The following is a 15155-nucleotide window of genomic DNA, read 5'->3' as shown; positions in this document are numbered from 1 at the left end:
CGCGCGGGAGTTCGCTGTACCTACAAGAACGAACGTTCGGTTTACGAGAGGATCGTGTCATGCCGCACACCCCGTGGCGTCACCTGCTCGGCGTGGGTGCCGGGCTCGTCGGCGTCCTCACCGTCCTGGTGGTCGCCTTCCTCTGGCCGGCGTTCACGTCCGAACCCCGCGACCTCCCGATCGCCGTCGCCGGCCCCGCCGCCGCGGTCGCGCCGGTCGCACAGGGGCTCGGCGAGCGCGCGCCCGGTGCGTTCGAGGTGGTCCCCGCCGCCGACCGCGCCGCGGCGGTCGACCTCGTCGAGACCCGCGAGGCGTACGGCGCCCTGGTGCTGGGGGAGGAGCCCGAGATCCTCGTCGCCTCCGGCGGCAGCCCGCTCGTCGCGCAGCAGCTCACCGCGCTCGCGCCCGCGCTGCAGGCGCAGCTCGGCGTCCCCGTCACGGTGACCGAGGTCGCCCCGCTCCTCGCCGGCGACCCGCGCGGCGCCATCCTCGGCGCAGTCACGTTCCCGCTGGTCATCGGCGGGATGATCGGCGGCATCGCCATCTCGGTCACGGTCGTCGGCGTCTGGCGCCGGGTCACCGCGGTCACCGCGTACTCGGCCCTCGGCGGGCTCGCCGTCGCGGGTGTCCTACAGGGTTGGTTCGGTGCGCTCGCCGGCTCCTACTGGGTCAACGCGGGCATTATCGGCCTGGCGATCCTGGCCATCGGCGGCGTGATCGTCGGCGTCGTCTCCATCGTCGGCCGACCCGGCATCGCGATCGGCCCGGTGCTGTTCCTCCTGATCGCCAACCCGATCGCGTCCGCCGCCCAGCCGTGGCAGATGCTGCCGGCGCCGTGGGGTGCGATCGGCCAGTGGATGCCCCCGGGCGCCGCCGCCGCGCTCCTGCGCGACGAGTCGTACTTCCCGCAGGCCGACACCATGCAGCTCTGGGTCGCACTCGCGTCGTGGGCGCTCCTCGGTCTGCTGCTGGCGACCGTCGGACACTTCCGCGACACGGGCGCCGCCTCGCAGGCGGCCCTCGAGGAAGCATCCGAGGCCTCCGAGCTCGTGAACGCCTAGTCGTCCAGGCTGCCCATCGTCAGGTTGACGGTCGTCCCGGTCATCCCGCTCGCCCGGTCCGACGCGAGGAAGACCGCGGCGTCCGTCATCTCCTCGAGCCGCATCAGGCGGCGCGGGTGCGTCCGGGCGGCGAGCATCTCCTGCCACTGCTCCCAGGTCAGCCCCGACGCGGCGGCGCGCGGCTCGTAGGCCCGCCGGATGGTGCGGGTCGCCGGCATGGCCTGGGGGCGCAGGCCGACCACGCGGATGCCATGCGGGGCGAGCTCGGCGGACAGGTCCCGCGTGAGCGCCTCCTTGGCCGCCTGCGCGGGGCCGTAGCCGCCGACCAGGGGGAGCCCGGTCCGCGAGTGCAGGGCGGTGACGGTCATGATCACCCCCGACCCTGCGGGGATCATCCGCCGGGCCGCGAGCCGGGCCGTGAGGAAGTACGACGTCGTGTACGTGGCGAGGGGGAGCGCGAACTGCGTGGCGTCGAGCTCGACGAGCGGCAGCCCCAGGATGTCCCCGTCGGGGATGCCGATGGCGTTCACCGAGATGTCGACGCGGCCCGAGGTGTCGACGACGTGGCGCAGGTGCTCGTCGACGGCCTGCTCGTCGAGCGCGTCGACCTGCGCGGCCTCGGCGGTGAAGCCCTCCGCGCGGATCTTGTCGGTGACGACGTCGACCGCCGCCTTGTCGCGCCCCGTGACGTGGACCGTCGCGCCCTGGCCCGCGAACGCCCTGGCGAGCGCGCTGCCGATGGAGCCCGCGCCCCCGTAGACCACGGCGACCTTGTCCTGCAGCAACATGGTGAGTCCTCTTCCTGTCGGTGCGCCGACCCTCTGACGGCAGCCGACCAGGTAGACCCCGCGACGCAGCGGAACTGGGCGCCCAGTTCGTGCACCGCCCGGTGTCTGTACGCCAGGGTGGGACGAGGGAGGTCGCATGACGCAGGTGGACGACGACACCGCCTTCAGTGAGCTGACGGCGCCGTACCGCAGGGAGCTCCTGGTGCACTGCTACCGGATGCTCGGGTCGCTGCAGGACGCCGAGGACGTCCTGCAGGACGTGCTCCTCGCCGCGTGGCAGGGGCTGGATGCCTTCGAGGGACGGTCGTCCCTGCGCACCTGGCTGTACCGGATCGCCACCAACCGGTGCCTCAACGCGCGTCGCGCGGCCGCCCGCCGCCCACCTCGGGCGTGGGACGTGCCGGGCGTGGACCTGGTCGAACCCAGCGGCCTCGGGGAGGTCGTGTGGCTGGAGCCGTTCCCCGACGCCCTTCTCGGTGCGAGCCCCGAGGCGCGCTACGAGCGCACCGAGTCGATCTCGCTGGCCTTCGTGACGGCGCTCCAGGTGCTGCCGCACCGGCAGGTCGCCGTCCTCCTCCTGCGCGACGTCCTGGGGTTCCCCGCGCGGGAGGTGGCCGAGATGCTCGACACGACGGTCGACTCGGTGACCAGCGCCCTGAAGCGCGCCAGGGCCGGCCTGCGGGGGTCCCCGTCGTCGGGCACCGCCACCGCCGCCGACGACGCGCTCGTCGCCAGGTTCGTCAGTGCGTACGAGTCGGCCGACGTGGTCGCGCTGGTCGCCCTGCTCACCGACGACGTGTTCATCTCGATGCCGCCGATGCCGTACGAGTACGTCGGCCGTGAGCTCGCCGCCCGCTTCTGCGCGGGCATCCTGGGCGGGGGCCGTCGGTTCGAGCTCGTCGCGACGCGCGCCAACGGGCAGCCGGCGTTCGTGACGTACCTGCGGGCGTCCGACGGCTCCCGTCGCGCGACGGGTCTCCTGGTCCTCACCCTGGACGGCGGGCGGGTCTCCGCGCTGACCCGCTTCGACGCGGCGGTGCTGAGCGGGTTCGCTACCTAGCCGCGGCCGCGGTGGAAGTCGTCGAGCGCGACCTTGCGCTCGACCGCGTGGTCGACGATCGGCGGTGGGTAGTCCTCGGGCGCCTCGAGGCCCAGCTTCCACGGCTGGTGGACGGCGCGCCCGGGGATGCCGCGCAGCTCCGGCACCCACTGCCGGACGTAGGTGCCGTCGGGGTCGAACTTCTCGCCCTGCGTCACCGGGTTGAACACCCGGAAGTACGGCGCCGCGTCCCGGCCGGTGCCGGCCACCCACTGCCAGTTCAGCTGGTTCTGCGAGACGTCCCCGTCGATCAGCCGGTCCATGAAGTGCGCCGCCCCGCGCTGCCAGCGCACGTGCAGGTCCTTGACCAGGAACGACGCCACGACCATGCGGACCCGGTTGTGCATCCAGCCCAGCGCTCGCAGCTGCCGCATGCCGGCGTCGACGAACGGGTAGCCGGTCCGCCCGGCCGCCCACGCTTCGAACGCAGCGTCGCCGGTGTCCCAGGAGTCCTCCGGCACGACGGTCCGCAGCGACCGCTGCGCAGCGCCGGGGTGGTGCCAGAGCACGTCGGCGTGGAACTCCCGCCAGGCCAGCTCGGACCGGAACGTGGCGACGTCGAACGGCACCTCCGCCAGGTCGGCCAGCAGCGTGCGCGGGTGCAGCTCGCCGTACTTCAGCGGGATCGACAGCATCGAGGTGCCGTCGAGGTCGGGTCGGTCCCGCAGGGTGGCGTACTCGGCGAGCCCGTCGTGCAGGTACTGCGTCCAGCGTGCGTGCGCGGTGCGTTCCCCCGCCGGCGGGACGTGCGCGTCCGTCGCGGGCTCGTCGGGGATGCCGTCGGAGCGGACGTCCGCCCACGGGTTCCGCTGCGGTCGGCGCGCGGGGGCGGACCAGCCGTGGTCGAGCCACGCGCCGCGGAACGGGGTGAACACCTGGAACGGCGTGCCGCCCTGCGTCGTCAACCGGCCGGGTGCGACGGCGTACGGCGAGCCGGTGCGGACCAGCGGCACCTCGAGCGCCCGCTCGACGGCGTCGTCGCGCCGCCGACCGTAGGGCTCGGTCGCCGCGGTGACGTGCACGGCGGGAGCGTCGACCTCCCGCGCGACCGCGGGGACCACGTCGGACGCGCGCCCGTGGCGGACCACGAGGCGTCCGCCGAGCGACTCGTCGAGCGCCCGCAGGCTGCGCGCGAGGTAGGCCAGGCGGGGTGCGCCGGCCGAGCGCCAGAGCGCCGGGTCGACGACGAACAGCGGCACGACCTCGTCGTCGTCGGCGGCGCGCGCCTGCTCCTCCGCTGCGAGCAGCGCGGGGTTGTCCGCGAGTCGCAGGTCGCGACGGAACCAGTGGATCGTGGGCACCTGGCGACGGTAGCCGCCGACCGTGCGCGCCGCCCGCCAGTGGTGCGCATCCACCGGCGAGGCCACGATGGGCAGATGAGCGGCGCAGCCGATGCGCAGGTGGGGGGCCCTGGGGGGACCGAGCCGAGCGCCCGCAAGAGCGACACCCTGCCCAAGGACCGCGCCTTCTTCGGCCAGCCGCTCGGCCTGTTCACGCTGTTCGGCACCGAGCTCTGGGAGCGGTTCAGCTACTACGGGATGCGCGCCATCCTGCTCTTCTACCTGACGGACACGCTGGCCAACGGCGGTCTGGGGATCGAGCAGACGTCCGGCGAGGCGCTCGTCGCGGTCTACGGGTCGTCGGTCTACCTGCTGTCCGTCCTGGGTGGCTGGCTCGCGGACCGGTTCATCGGCGCACGGCGGTCGGTCCTGTACGGCGGCATCATCATCGCCGCCGGCCACCTCTTCCTCACGGTGCCGCAGGCGTCCTTCTCGTTCCTCGGCATCGTGCTGGTGGCCCTCGGCACCGGCCTGCTCAAGCCGAACGTGTCCAGCATGGTCGGCGAGCTGTACGACCGGGACGACCCGCGGCGCGACTCGGGCTTCTCGATCTTCTACATGGGCATCAACATCGGCTCGCTCGCCGCACCGTTCCTCGTCGGCGCGGCGCGGGCGGTCGGCGGGTACCACTGGGGCTTCGCGGTCGCGGCGATCGGCATGGCGATCGCCCTCGTCTTCTTCGTCGCCGGCCGCAAGTACCTGGGCGGGGCGGGGGACGTCCCGCCGAACCCGATGACCCCGCAGGAGCGCCCCGCGGTGGCCCGGCTGCTGGCGGTCGTCGGCGTGGGCGTCGTCCTCGCGTTCGCCCTCGCCGCACTGATCCAGGGCGGCTTCGGCCTCACGTCGTTCATCGACGGGATCTCCTACCTCGCGTTCGCCGCCCCGGTCGCGACGTTCGTCGTGATGTTCCGCTCGCGCAAGGTGAACGACCACGAGCGGACGCGGCTGCGTGCCTACATCCCGCTCTTCGTCGCAGCGATGATCTTCTGGATGATCTTCGAGCAGGCCGCCAGCACCCTGGCGTCCTACGCGCAGGACAACACCGACCTGACACTGTTCGGCGTCACCATCTCGCCCGAGCTGTTCCAGTCGGTCAACCCCGCCGCGATCATCATCCTGGCGCCGGTGTTCGCGTGGCTGTGGATCAAGCTCGACGACCGCCCGCCGACGGCCGTGAAGTTCGCGCTCGGCCTCACGTTCGCGGCGCTGAGCTTCGTGTTCCTGGCCGGGGCGTCGTGGCTGGCCGACGGAGCCAAGACCTCGGCGTGGGTGCTGATCATCGTCTACGTCATCCAGACGATCGGTGAGCTGTGCCTGTCGCCCGTCGGCCTCGCGGCGACCACGCTGCTCGCGCCGAAGGCCTACCGCGGGCAGGCGATGGCGCTGTGGTTCCTGGCACCGTCGGCCGGCAACGCCATCGCCGCGCAGGTGATCCAGTCGACGCCGGACGTCGCGCCGGCGGCCTACTTCGGTGTCATCGGGCTCGTCGCGCTCGTCTTCGCCGGGGGCATGTTCGCCCTCGCCCCGTGGGTGACCCGGCACATCCGTGCGGGGGCGGACTCCGAAGCAGAGGCGGCGCTGCAGCACTGACCGCACGGTGGCAGGGTGGACGCATGGCTGACACCACCCTCCTGCGCCACTCCGACGTCACGGCCGCGGTGGACGTCCGGCACTGGCGGGTGCTCCTGCAGTCGCTGCGTGCCACCTTCTCGGCTCCGGACTTCGCCACCGCCGCCGCGTTCGTCGCGCGGATCGCGGAGGCGGCCGACGAGGCGAACCACCACCCCGACGTGGTGCTGCGCTGGGGGCAGGTGACCGTGACGACCACCAGCCACGACGCCGGAGGCCTCACCCAGCGCGACGTCGACCTGGCCGCGACGGTCAGCGCCCTCGCCGACGAGCTCGGTCTGGAGGGCGACGTCCCCCGCAGCGAGATCCTCGAGATCGCGATCGACGCCCTCGACATTCCCGCTGTGGTGCCGTTCTGGTCGGCGGTCATGGGCTACGACGTCAGTGGCGACGACGAGGTGACCGACCCGGCGGGGATCGGTCCGACCATCTGGTTCCAGCAGATGGACGCGCCTCGGCCGCAGCGCAACCGGATCCACTTCGACATCACCGTCCCGCACGACCAGGCCGAGGCGCGCATCGCGGCGGCGATCTCGGCGGGCGGGCACCTGGTCAGCGACGACCGGGCACCGGCCTTCACGATCCTGGCCGACGCCGAGGGCAACGAGGTGTGCGTCTGCACGTGGGAGGCGCGGCGCAACAGCTGACGGGGAGTACCCGGCCCGCACCGCTGTCGTCGAGCTCGTGGAGCTGCCAGCCGTGCTGGGCACGGGCCTGCCTCGCCGCCCTGTGCCCAGAGTGTTAGTAAAACGTTATCGAGAGCGTTGGACGGTCGTCGTCCGCGGTGCGACAGTGGCCGTCGCGCCCTATTTGTCAGTGGAGACCGGGCGCGGGTCTGGTGATCGGGACCGCACCCCTGTCCCCCGGTGGTGCCGCCCCATGCGCGGCCGGCGCGGAACCGGCGACGATGCCGATCTGCGGCGGTGATGGACGGTGCGGACAGCCCGGGCCGACGGTCCCGCGACCGTAGCCGTTCGCCCCGCACGAGGCCCGCTTCCCACGCTCTGCAACTCGACGAAGAGGACAGATCATGATTGCTCGCAAGCTCGTGGCGGTCTCGGCCGCCTTGGTGCTGGGTGCCGCCGGGCTCACCGCCTGCAGCGGCGACGACGGTGGTGGCGGCGGCGGTGAGTCGGGCGACACCGAGATGACCTTCTGGCACAACTCGACCACCGGCGAGGGGAAGGCCTACTGGGACGCCACCGTGGCCGACTTCGAGGCCGCGAACCCCGGTGTGACCATCAAGATCCAGTCCATCCAGAACGAGGACATGGACGGCAAGCTCCAGACGGCGCTCAACTCCGGGGACGCCCCCGACATCTTCATGGCGCGCGGCGGCGGCAAGCTGGCCGACGTGGTCGAGGCGGGCCAGGCGCAGGAGGTCGCGGTCGACGACGCGACGCGGACCGCGGTCGGTGACGCGGCGTTCGACGCCTTCACCATCGACGGCAAGGTCTACGGCATGCCGATGTCGATCCTCCCGGGCGGCATCTACTACAGCAAGGACCTGTTCACGCAGGCCGGCATCACGGACACCCCGAAGACGATCGAGGACCTCGAGGCGGCAGTCGGCAAGCTCAAGGCGGCCGGCATCGCCCCGATCGCCCTCGGTGCCAAGGACGCGTGGCCCGCAGCGCACTGGTACTACTTCTTCGCGCTGCGCGCCTGCTCGCAGGAGACGCTGGACAAGGCCGCCGCCGACATGACGTTCGACGACCCGTGCTGGCAGAAGGCCGGCGACGACCTCGCGGCGTTCTCCGAGACAGAGCCGTTCAACGAGGGCTTCCTGACCACCTCCGCCCAGCAGGGCGCGGGCTCGTCGGCCGGCCTGATCGCCAACCACCAGGCGGCGATGGAGCTCATGGGCGCCTGGGACCCGGGCGTGATCGCCTCCCTGACGCCCGACCAGAAGCCGCTCGCTGACCTCGCGTGGTTCCCGTTCCCGGCGATCGAGGGCGGTGACGGCGAGGCCGGCGCCATGATGGGTGGCCTCGACGGCTTCTCCTGCTCCACCGACGCACCGCCGGAGTGCTCGGAGTTCCTCAACTTCGTGATGCAGAAGCAGTACCAGGAGGGCTACGCCAACGCGTTCCACACCCTGCCCGCGAGCCAGGAGGCGCAGGGCGTCGTCACCGAGCCCGCACTGCTGGACGTCCTCGCGTCGTACAACGAGGCGCCGTACGTCTCGCTGTGGCTCGACACCCTGTACGGCCAGAACGTCGGCAACGCCCTCAACACCGGGGTGGTGAACATGCTCGCCGGCCAGGGTGACTCGGAGGCCATCGTCCAGGGTGTCGTCGATGCGGCGGCGAAGGAGTAGTCCCCACCATGAGTGACTCCTCGGACGAGGGCAGGCTCGCCGTGACCTCCTCGCCCGAGGGTCCCTCGGGCGAGGGGGGCGGCGCCCGCACGGCGCCGCCCCCGGTGCACCGAGCCGGGGGCCCGCGGTGGCGCCAGCGACTGGAGGTCGCCCTTCTCGCCGGTCCCGCCATCCTGATGTTCCTGGCGTTCGTGATCTTCCCTGTGCTGCTCGCGGGGTACTACGGGTTCTTCAAGTGGAAGGGCTTCGGGCCGCCCACCGACTTCGTGGGCCTGCAGAACTACGCCGTCATCCTGCGGGACACCACGTTCCACGACGCGGTGCGGCACAACTTCGTGATCGTCGTGCTGTCCCTGGTCCTGCAGGGACCGGCCGCGGTCCTGCTCGCACTCCTGCTCAACCAGAAGATGCGCGGGCGGTCGGTGGTGCGCGTGCTGATCTTCGTGCCCTACGTGATCTCCGAGGTGATCGTCGGGACGGGCTGGAGCCTCATGCTCCAGACCAACGGAGCGGTGAACGACGTGCTGGTGAAGATCGGGCTGCCGGACTGGACCGTCGACTGGCTGTCGGACCCGCAGGTCGCCATGGCATCGCTCATGATCATCATCACCTGGAAGTACATCGGCTTCGCCGTGATCCTGTTCCTGGCGGGGCTGCAGGGCATCCCCGAGGAGCTCTTCGAGGCAGCCGCGATCGACGGCGCCAGCTACTGGCAGACCCAGCGGCGCATCACCCTGCCGCTGCTCGGGCCGACGATCCGGATCTGGGCGTTCCTGTCGATCATCGGCGCGCTGCAGCTCTTCGACCTCGTCTACATCATCTGGGGCCAGTACGTCGCCGCGACGGCCGGGACCTCGACCATGGCCACCTACATGGTGGTCAACGGCCGCAACGCCGCGAACTACGGCTATGGGAGCGCCGTCGCCGTCGTCCTGTTCCTCATCTCGCTCGTCGTCGCGCTGACCTACCAGCGGTTCGTGCTGCGGCGCGACACCGAGGGTGCACTCACGGAAGGAAAGAAGTGATGGCGACGGTCGTCGCACCTCCGCTGGACCCGACGGCGCCGGGCCCGGTGGCCGGCCGCAAGCGACCCAGCCTGAGCAGGGCCGGCTGGGCGACCTACGTCGTCGCGTGGGTCCTCGTGGGCCTGTGCATCGCGCCGGTGCTCTACATCATCATCGGCGGTTTCCGCACCAACGCCGAGATCACCGTCGACCCCTCGGGCTTCCCGTCGACGTGGCAGTTCGTCAACTACTCCGAGGTCCTCCAGAGCTCGACCTTCTGGCGCCAGGTCGGCAACTCCGTGATCTGCGGCGTCTTCACGACCCTCGGCGTCGTCGTCCTCGGCGTGGCGGCCAGCTATGTGCTCGCCCGGTACAGCTTCTCGGGTCGGGCTGCGCTGTACGCGCTGTTCGCGGCAGGGTTGATGTTCCCGATGACCGTGGCCATCACGCCGCTCTACATCATGGTCAGGGGGCTGGGGCTGAGCGACAGCCTGGCGGGGATCATCCTCCCGCAGATCGCCTTCGCCCTGCCCGCGACCGTCATCATCCTCGTGCCGTTCCTGCGGGCCATCCCCAAGGAGCTCGAGGAGGCCGCCTCGATCGACGGGGCGAGCCGGCTCGGGTTCTTCTTCCGGATGGTGATCCCGCTGTCGGTCCCCGGTGTGGTGACCGTCGGCATCCTGGCCTTCATCGCGAGCTGGAACAGCTACCTGCTGCCGCTGTTCATCCTGAACAACGAGAACATGTACACGCTGCCGCTGGGGGTGCAGGCCTTCGCGTCCCAGTACTCCGTGGACACCGCGCGGGTGCTCGCGTTCACCTCGCTGTCGATGATTCCCGCGCTGCTGTTCTTCACCATCTTCGAGCGCCGCATCGTCGGGGGTCTCACCGGCGCGGTCAAGGGCTGAGACTGGCCTGAGCGGCCTCGAACGCTCCCGCCCGTCGTGCCGCCCGCCCACCCGTGTCGACGAAGGAGACGAGACCCGTGGCCGATGCCGTACCCGCCATGCCGCAGGTGTCGGAGCGCGTGCGCGCCCTGCACGCGCGGATGACCCTCGAGGAGAAGCTGGCCCAGCTGGTGGGCTACTGGCTCGACCAGAACGGCACGGTCGCGCCGCTGCAGTCCGAGATGGCGGCCGGCCAGAGGCCGTCGAGCGAGGTGCGCGACGTCACGCGGGACGGGATCGGCCACTACACCCGCGTGTACGGCACCCGTCCGGTGGACCCCGCCGAACGGGCGGCCTGGCTCTGGGCGGAGCAGCGTCGCCTCAAGCGCGAGACGAGGCTGGGCATCCCTGCGCTCGTGCACGAGGAGTGCCTGACGGGCCTGGCGGCGTGGCAGGCGGCCACCTATCCGACGCCGCTGGCGTGGGGCGCGTCGTTCGACCCGGACCTCGTGCACGACGCGGCGCGCGCGATCGGAGACTCGATGCGGCAGCTGGGCATCCACCAGGGCCTGGCGCCCGTGCTCGACGTCGTGCGGGACCCCCGGTGGGGCCGGGTGGACGAGTGCATCGGGGAGGACCCGTACCTCGTCGGCACCATCGGGACCGCGTTCGTGCGCGGGCTGCAGGAGGCCGGCGTGCACGCCACGCTCAAGCACTTCGCGGGCCACTCGGGGTCGAGGTCGGGCCGCAACCACGCGCCGGTGAGTGCGGGGCCGCGCGAGCTGGCCGACCTCTACCTGCCGCCCTTCGAGATGGCGATCGTCGAGGGCGGGGCCCGGTCCGTGATGAACGCCTACAACGACCTCGACGGTGTGCCCGTCGCGTCGAGCGAGGAGCTGCTCACCGGCATTTTGCGGGAGCAGTGGGGCTTCGACGGGGTCGTTGTCGCGGACTACTTCGCCGTCGCGTTCCTGCAGGTGATGCATGGTGTCGCGGCCGACCGTGGCGACGCCGCGGCACTGGCCCTCGTGGCCGGCATCGACGTCGAGCTGCCGGCCGGGGACGCCTACCTGCAGCCGCTGGCCGACAACGTCCGAGCAGGCGCCGTCGACGAGGCTTACGTCGACCGCGCCGTGCTGCGAGCCCTGGCCCAGAAGGAGGAGCTCGGTCTCCTCGACCCCGACGTCTTCGAGGACGAGCCGCCCACCGACATCGACCTGGACCCGCCACGTCACCGGGAGCTCGCCCGTCGGCTGGCGGAGGAGTCGGTCGTCCTGCTGTCGAACACCGGCGTGCTGCCACTGAACCAGTGGGCGACCCCTCCGACCCGCGTCGCCGTCATCGGACCCAACGCCGACCGCGCGCAGGCGCTCATGGGCTGCTACTCGTTCGTCAACCACGTGCTGGCCCACCACCCCGGGCAGCCGTTCGGCTTCGAGATCCCGACGGTCGCCGAGGCCCTGGGTGCGGCGTTCGATCGCGCCGGCATGGCCCGTCCGGAGCTGGTGCTCGCCGAGGGCTGCTCCGTCGAGGGCGAGGACACCGCGGGCTTCGCCGACGCCGTGAACGCCGCCGAGGGGGCCGACGTGGCCGTCGTCGTCGTGGGCGACGAGGCCGGCCTGTTCGGACGCGGCACGGTCGGTGAGGGCAACGACTCCGAGACCCTCGAGCTGCCCGGCGTGCAGACCCGGCTCGTCGAGGCCGTCGTGGCGACGGGCACACCCGTCGTGATGGTGCTGCTGACCGGCCGGCCCTACGCGGTCGGCTGGGCCCTCGACGGCGACGGCGTGCGGCCGGGCGCTGTGCTGCAGGCGTTCTTCCCCGGCGAGGGCGGTGGCTCGGCGATCGCCGGCGTCGTCACCGGAGCCGTGAACCCGTCGGGTCGGCTCCCGGTCTCGATGCCGCGCTCGACCGGTGCCCAGCCGTACTCCTACCTGCACCCGACGCTCGGTGGACCGTCCGACGTGACGTCGACCGACTCGACGCCGCTGCGGCCCTTCGGGTTCGGCCTGTCGTACACGAGATTCGTCCACTCCGACCTCGTCGTCGACGCGGCAGTGGCGTCGAGCGGCACGTTCACCGCCACCGTGACGGTGACCAACACGGGTTCGGTCGCGGGCACCGACACGGTCCAGCTCTACGGCCACGACGTGCTGGGCTCCGTCGCCCGGCCCGTGGCAGCCCTCCTCGGCTACGCGCGCGTCGAGCTCGAGCCTGGAGCCTCCAGCCGCGTGACGTACTCGGTGCCGACGACCCGGTTCGCGTTCTCGGACCGGCGCATGGTCAGGGTGGTGGAACCGGGGGACGTCGAGGTGTGGGTCGGGTCGCACGCCGAGTCGTCGACCGCCCGGGCGAGCGCGCAGGAGTCCACCGGCGGGGTGATCTCCCAGCACCGGGCGACTGAGGTGCGCGCGGTGCCCGGCACCGCGACGGCCCGCGCCGTCGTCTCGATCACCGGGGAGGTCCACGAGGTCATGGCGGCCGACGCGCGCACGGTGCAGGTCACGGTCGTCGGCATCTGACTCGCGCGCACGTCGGCCCGGACGGCCTCGGCGGCCCGCAGCAGGTCAGTGGCGGGGCGGTGCGCAGGACGCGCGCAGGACCAGCTCGGTCGGCAGCCGCAGGTGGGTGGACCGCTCCTTGCCGTCGATGAGGTCCACCAGCAGCCGCAGGGCCTCGGCGCCCATCTCCTGCAGCGGCTGGTTGATCGTGGTCAGCGGGGGAGAGGCCAGCGCCGACTCGGGGACGTTGTCGAACCCGATCACCGACAGGTCGTCCGGCACGGTCATGCCGAGCTCGACCGCGACCGCCATCACCTGGATGGCCGACAGGTCGTTCGCGGCGAACACCGCGGTGGGCCGGTCCGCCCGGCCCAGCAGAACGCGTGCCGGCCCGTCGGCGGTCTCGGGCCGGTACCCGCCGACGGCCACGAGAGCCTCGTCGACCGGGAGGCCGGCCGTGTCCATCGCCTTGCGGAAGCCGTCCTCGCGCAGCCGGGCAGACTCGAGGTCCAGGCGCCCGCCGAGGAAGCCGATCCGGCGGTGCCCCAGGCCGATGAGGTGCTCGGTGGCCAGCACGGCGCCGGCGAAGTTGTCGGAGTCGACGGTCGGCAGGCCGGTGGGGCCGGTGTGCGGGTCGACGGCCACGACGGGGACACCGGTGTTCGCCTCGACGACCGTCGGGGTCACGATGATGGCGCCGTCGATCAGGGTGCCGGACAACCGCGACAGGTAGCGTCGCTCCCATCCCACGTCGGCGCCGCGGCCTCCGCCGGAGTAGGCGAGCAGCTCGTAGCCGGTCGAGCCGACAGCGGAGGAGGCCCCCTTGAGCAGCTCGGTGCTGAACGGCTCGAACTCGGCCACGAGGATGCCGAGGACGTTGGTGCGGTGGCTGCGCAGCGACCGCGCACCCAGGCTCGCCTCGTACCCGAGCTCGTCGATGACTTCCTGGACGCGGGTCAGCGTCGCCTGGGCGACGCCGTACCGCCCGTTGACCACCTTGGAGACCGTCGCGACCGAGACGCCTGCGGTCCGGGCGACGTCTTCCATCTTCACGCGAGGTGTCGAGTCCACGTCTCGGAGCATAGAGCATAGTTTCGATAACGTTATCTACCCGAGACCTTCGTTTCGATAACGTTATCGACAACGATTGACACCACACAGATTCGGGTGCCAACCTTGGCGCCGTCCAGCCCTGTCAGTGACGACGAGGAGATTCAACGATGATGAGGACAACAGTCCTTCGCACCCTTGCCCTGGGTGCTGGTATTGCCCTGCTCGCGACCGCCTGCAGCTCGGGCGACGCGGGCGACGACTCGACCGACGGCGCCTCCGGCGACACGACGATCACGTGGTGGCACAACTCCAACACCGGTGACGGCAAGGACTACTACGACAAGGTCGCGGCCGACTTCGAGGCCGCCAACCCAGGCGTGACCGTCGAGGTCAACGCCATGCAGCACGAGGACATGCTCACCAAGCTCGACGCCGCGTTCCAGAGCGGAGACGCCCCCGACGTCTACATGGAGCGTGGTGGCGGCGAGCTGGCCGACCACGTCGAGGCGGGCCTGACGAAGGACATCTCCGAGGCGGCCGCCGACACGATCGAGAAGATCGGTGGCTCCATCGCCGGCTGGCAGGTGGACGACAAGACCTACGGCCTCCCGTTCTCCGTCGGCGTCGTCGGCTTCTGGTACAACAAGGCGCTCTTCGAGCAGGCCGGCATCACCGAGCCCCCCGCCACGTGGGACGACTTCAACGCGGCCACCGACAAGCTCAAGGCCGCGGGCATCGAGCCCGTCTCCGTCGGCGCCGGTGACAAGTGGCCCGCCGCGCACTACTGGTACTACTTCGCGCTGCGCGAGTGCTCGCAGGACGTCCTGACGGACGCCGTGCAGACGCTCGACTTCTCCGACCAGTGCTTCGTCAAGGCAGGCGAGGACCTCGAGGCGCTCATCGGCACCGAGCCGTTCAACGCGGGCTTCCTGCAGACGAAGGCGCAGGAGGGCGCGACCAGCGCCTCCGGTCTGCTGGCCACCGGCAAGGTCGCCATGGAGATGCAGGGACACTGGGAGCCCGGCGTCATGCAGGGCCTCACCGAGGACGGCAAGGGTCTCGGCGAGAACACGGGCTGGTTCCCGTTCCCGGCCGTCGACGGCGGCGAGGGCGACTCGGAGGCCGCACTCGGTGGCGGTGACGCCTGGGCCGTCTCGCAGGAGGCGCCCGACGCCGCGGTCGACTTCGCGGTCTACCTGCTGTCCGACGAGGTCCAGAAGGGCTTCGCGGAGCTGGACATGGGTCTGCCGACCAACTCCACGGCCTCGCAGTACGTCTCGGACCCGGCCCTGGCCGAGCTCCTCAAGATCCGTGACGCGGCGCCGTACGTCCAGCTCTACTTCGACACGGCGTTCGGTGCCTCCGTCGGTGGCGCCATGAACGACGAGATCGCCCTGGCCTTCGCCGGCCAGGCCACCCCGCAGGACATCGTCGACGCCACGCAGGCGGCGGCTGACGCGGAGAAGTGACCGA

Annotated in this window: 12 protein-coding genes; 9 read left to right on the top strand and 3 right to left on the bottom strand. The window is 71.4% G+C overall.

Annotated elements, in window-relative coordinates; genetic code table 11:
• Positions 1 to 59 precede the first annotated feature (59 nt).
• Positions 60 to 1061 (top strand): hypothetical protein, encoded by a 1002-nt coding sequence (locus J2X26_RS21055; RefSeq protein WP_307494670.1) that lies wholly within the window; start codon positions 60 to 62, stop codon positions 1059 to 1061.
• On the opposite strand, the gene J2X26_RS21050 is transcribed toward J2X26_RS21055, so the two are convergent.
• Positions 1058 to 1849 carry an SDR family NAD(P)-dependent oxidoreductase gene (locus J2X26_RS21050; RefSeq protein ID WP_307494669.1) on the bottom strand — a complete coding sequence of 264 codons (792 nt, stop codon included), beginning with the start codon at positions 1847 to 1849 and terminating at the stop codon, positions 1058 to 1060. The two genes, J2X26_RS21055 and J2X26_RS21050, sit on opposite strands and share 4 nt — an antisense overlap.
• A gap of 136 nt (positions 1850 to 1985) precedes the next feature.
• Between J2X26_RS21050 and J2X26_RS21045 the strand changes: the two genes are divergently transcribed.
• Positions 1986 to 2909 carry an RNA polymerase subunit sigma-70 gene (locus J2X26_RS21045; RefSeq protein WP_307494668.1) on the top strand — a complete coding sequence of 308 codons (924 nt, stop codon included), beginning with the start codon at positions 1986 to 1988 and terminating at the stop codon, positions 2907 to 2909.
• Here the strand turns inward: J2X26_RS21045 and J2X26_RS21040 are convergent.
• Positions 2906 to 4249: a cryptochrome/photolyase family protein gene (locus J2X26_RS21040; protein ID WP_307494667.1), complete on the bottom strand. Its 1344-nt coding sequence runs from the start codon at positions 4247 to 4249 to the stop codon at positions 2906 to 2908. The two genes, J2X26_RS21045 and J2X26_RS21040, sit on opposite strands and share 4 nt — an antisense overlap.
• Before the next feature lie 75 nt (positions 4250 to 4324).
• Here J2X26_RS21040 and J2X26_RS21035 point away from each other — a divergent pair, with 75 nt between their 5' ends.
• From J2X26_RS21035 to J2X26_RS21010, 6 genes are all read left to right on the top strand, one after another.
• The gene (locus J2X26_RS21035; RefSeq protein WP_307494666.1) at positions 4325 to 5878 is read left to right on the top strand and encodes a peptide MFS transporter; all 1554 of its coding nucleotides are present in this window, start codon (positions 4325 to 4327) and stop codon (positions 5876 to 5878) included.
• Between the two features lie 23 nt (positions 5879 to 5901).
• Positions 5902 to 6564, top strand: a complete 663-nt coding sequence (locus J2X26_RS21030; protein ID WP_307494665.1) for a 4a-hydroxytetrahydrobiopterin dehydratase — start codon at positions 5902 to 5904, stop codon at positions 6562 to 6564.
• 383 nt (positions 6565 to 6947) lie between these two features.
• On the top strand, positions 6948 to 8237 hold the full coding sequence (locus tag J2X26_RS21025; RefSeq protein ID WP_307494664.1) for an extracellular solute-binding protein: 1290 nt from the start codon (positions 6948 to 6950) through the stop codon (positions 8235 to 8237).
• An 8-nt stretch (positions 8238 to 8245) separates the two neighbouring features.
• Positions 8246 to 9262 carry a carbohydrate ABC transporter permease gene (locus J2X26_RS21020; protein WP_307494663.1) on the top strand — a complete coding sequence of 339 codons (1017 nt, stop codon included), beginning with the start codon at positions 8246 to 8248 and terminating at the stop codon, positions 9260 to 9262.
• Positions 9262 to 10149: a carbohydrate ABC transporter permease gene (locus tag J2X26_RS21015; RefSeq protein ID WP_307494662.1), complete on the top strand. Its 888-nt coding sequence runs from the start codon at positions 9262 to 9264 to the stop codon at positions 10147 to 10149. The genes J2X26_RS21020 and J2X26_RS21015 overlap by 1 nt, the downstream gene beginning before the upstream one ends.
• Before the next feature lie 98 nt (positions 10150 to 10247).
• Positions 10248 to 12650: a beta-glucosidase family protein gene (locus J2X26_RS21010; protein WP_307494720.1), complete on the top strand. Its 2403-nt coding sequence runs from the start codon at positions 10248 to 10250 to the stop codon at positions 12648 to 12650.
• 45 nt (positions 12651 to 12695) lie between these two features.
• Here J2X26_RS21010 and J2X26_RS21005 read toward each other — a convergent pair whose 3' ends face one another.
• Positions 12696 to 13676, bottom strand: a complete 981-nt coding sequence (locus J2X26_RS21005) for a LacI family DNA-binding transcriptional regulator (RefSeq protein WP_439897890.1) — start codon at positions 13674 to 13676, stop codon at positions 12696 to 12698.
• Positions 13677 to 13849: 173 nt separating this feature from the next.
• Between J2X26_RS21005 and J2X26_RS21000 the strand changes: the two genes are divergently transcribed.
• Positions 13850 to 15151 carry an ABC transporter substrate-binding protein gene (locus tag J2X26_RS21000; protein ID WP_307494660.1) on the top strand — a complete coding sequence of 434 codons (1302 nt, stop codon included), beginning with the start codon at positions 13850 to 13852 and terminating at the stop codon, positions 15149 to 15151.
• Positions 15152 to 15155: the final 4 nt, after the last annotated feature.

This window comes from Cellulomonas humilata (assembly GCF_030814415.1).
Taxonomy (GTDB): domain Bacteria; phylum Actinomycetota; class Actinomycetes; order Actinomycetales; family Cellulomonadaceae; genus Cellulomonas; species Cellulomonas humilata_A.
This window is presented reverse-complemented; position numbering and strand designations above follow the sequence as displayed.

Excerpts from the sequence above, each read along its gene's own strand:
- J2X26_RS21055 (WP_307494670.1), top strand. The coding sequence starts at position 60 with ATGCCGCACACCCCGTGGCGTCACCTGCTCGGCGTGGGTGCCGGGCTC.
- J2X26_RS21050 (WP_307494669.1), bottom strand. The coding sequence starts at position 1,849 with ATGTTGCTGCAGGACAAGGTCGCCGTGGTCTACGGGGGCGCGGGCTCC.
- J2X26_RS21045 (WP_307494668.1), top strand. The coding sequence starts at position 1,986 with ATGACGCAGGTGGACGACGACACCGCCTTCAGTGAGCTGACGGCGCCG.
- J2X26_RS21035 (WP_307494666.1), top strand. The coding sequence starts at position 4,325 with ATGAGCGGCGCAGCCGATGCGCAGGTGGGGGGCCCTGGGGGGACCGAG.
- J2X26_RS21030 (WP_307494665.1), top strand. The coding sequence starts at position 5,902 with ATGGCTGACACCACCCTCCTGCGCCACTCCGACGTCACGGCCGCGGTG.
- J2X26_RS21025 (WP_307494664.1), top strand. The coding sequence starts at position 6,948 with ATGATTGCTCGCAAGCTCGTGGCGGTCTCGGCCGCCTTGGTGCTGGGT.
- J2X26_RS21020 (WP_307494663.1), top strand. The coding sequence starts at position 8,246 with ATGAGTGACTCCTCGGACGAGGGCAGGCTCGCCGTGACCTCCTCGCCC.
- J2X26_RS21015 (WP_307494662.1), top strand. The coding sequence starts at position 9,262 with ATGGCGACGGTCGTCGCACCTCCGCTGGACCCGACGGCGCCGGGCCCG.
- J2X26_RS21010 (WP_307494720.1), top strand. The coding sequence starts at position 10,248 with ATGCCGCAGGTGTCGGAGCGCGTGCGCGCCCTGCACGCGCGGATGACC.
- J2X26_RS21005 (WP_439897890.1), bottom strand. The coding sequence starts at position 13,676 with ATGGAAGACGTCGCCCGGACCGCAGGCGTCTCGGTCGCGACGGTCTCC.
- J2X26_RS21000 (WP_307494660.1), top strand. The coding sequence starts at position 13,850 with ATGATGAGGACAACAGTCCTTCGCACCCTTGCCCTGGGTGCTGGTATT.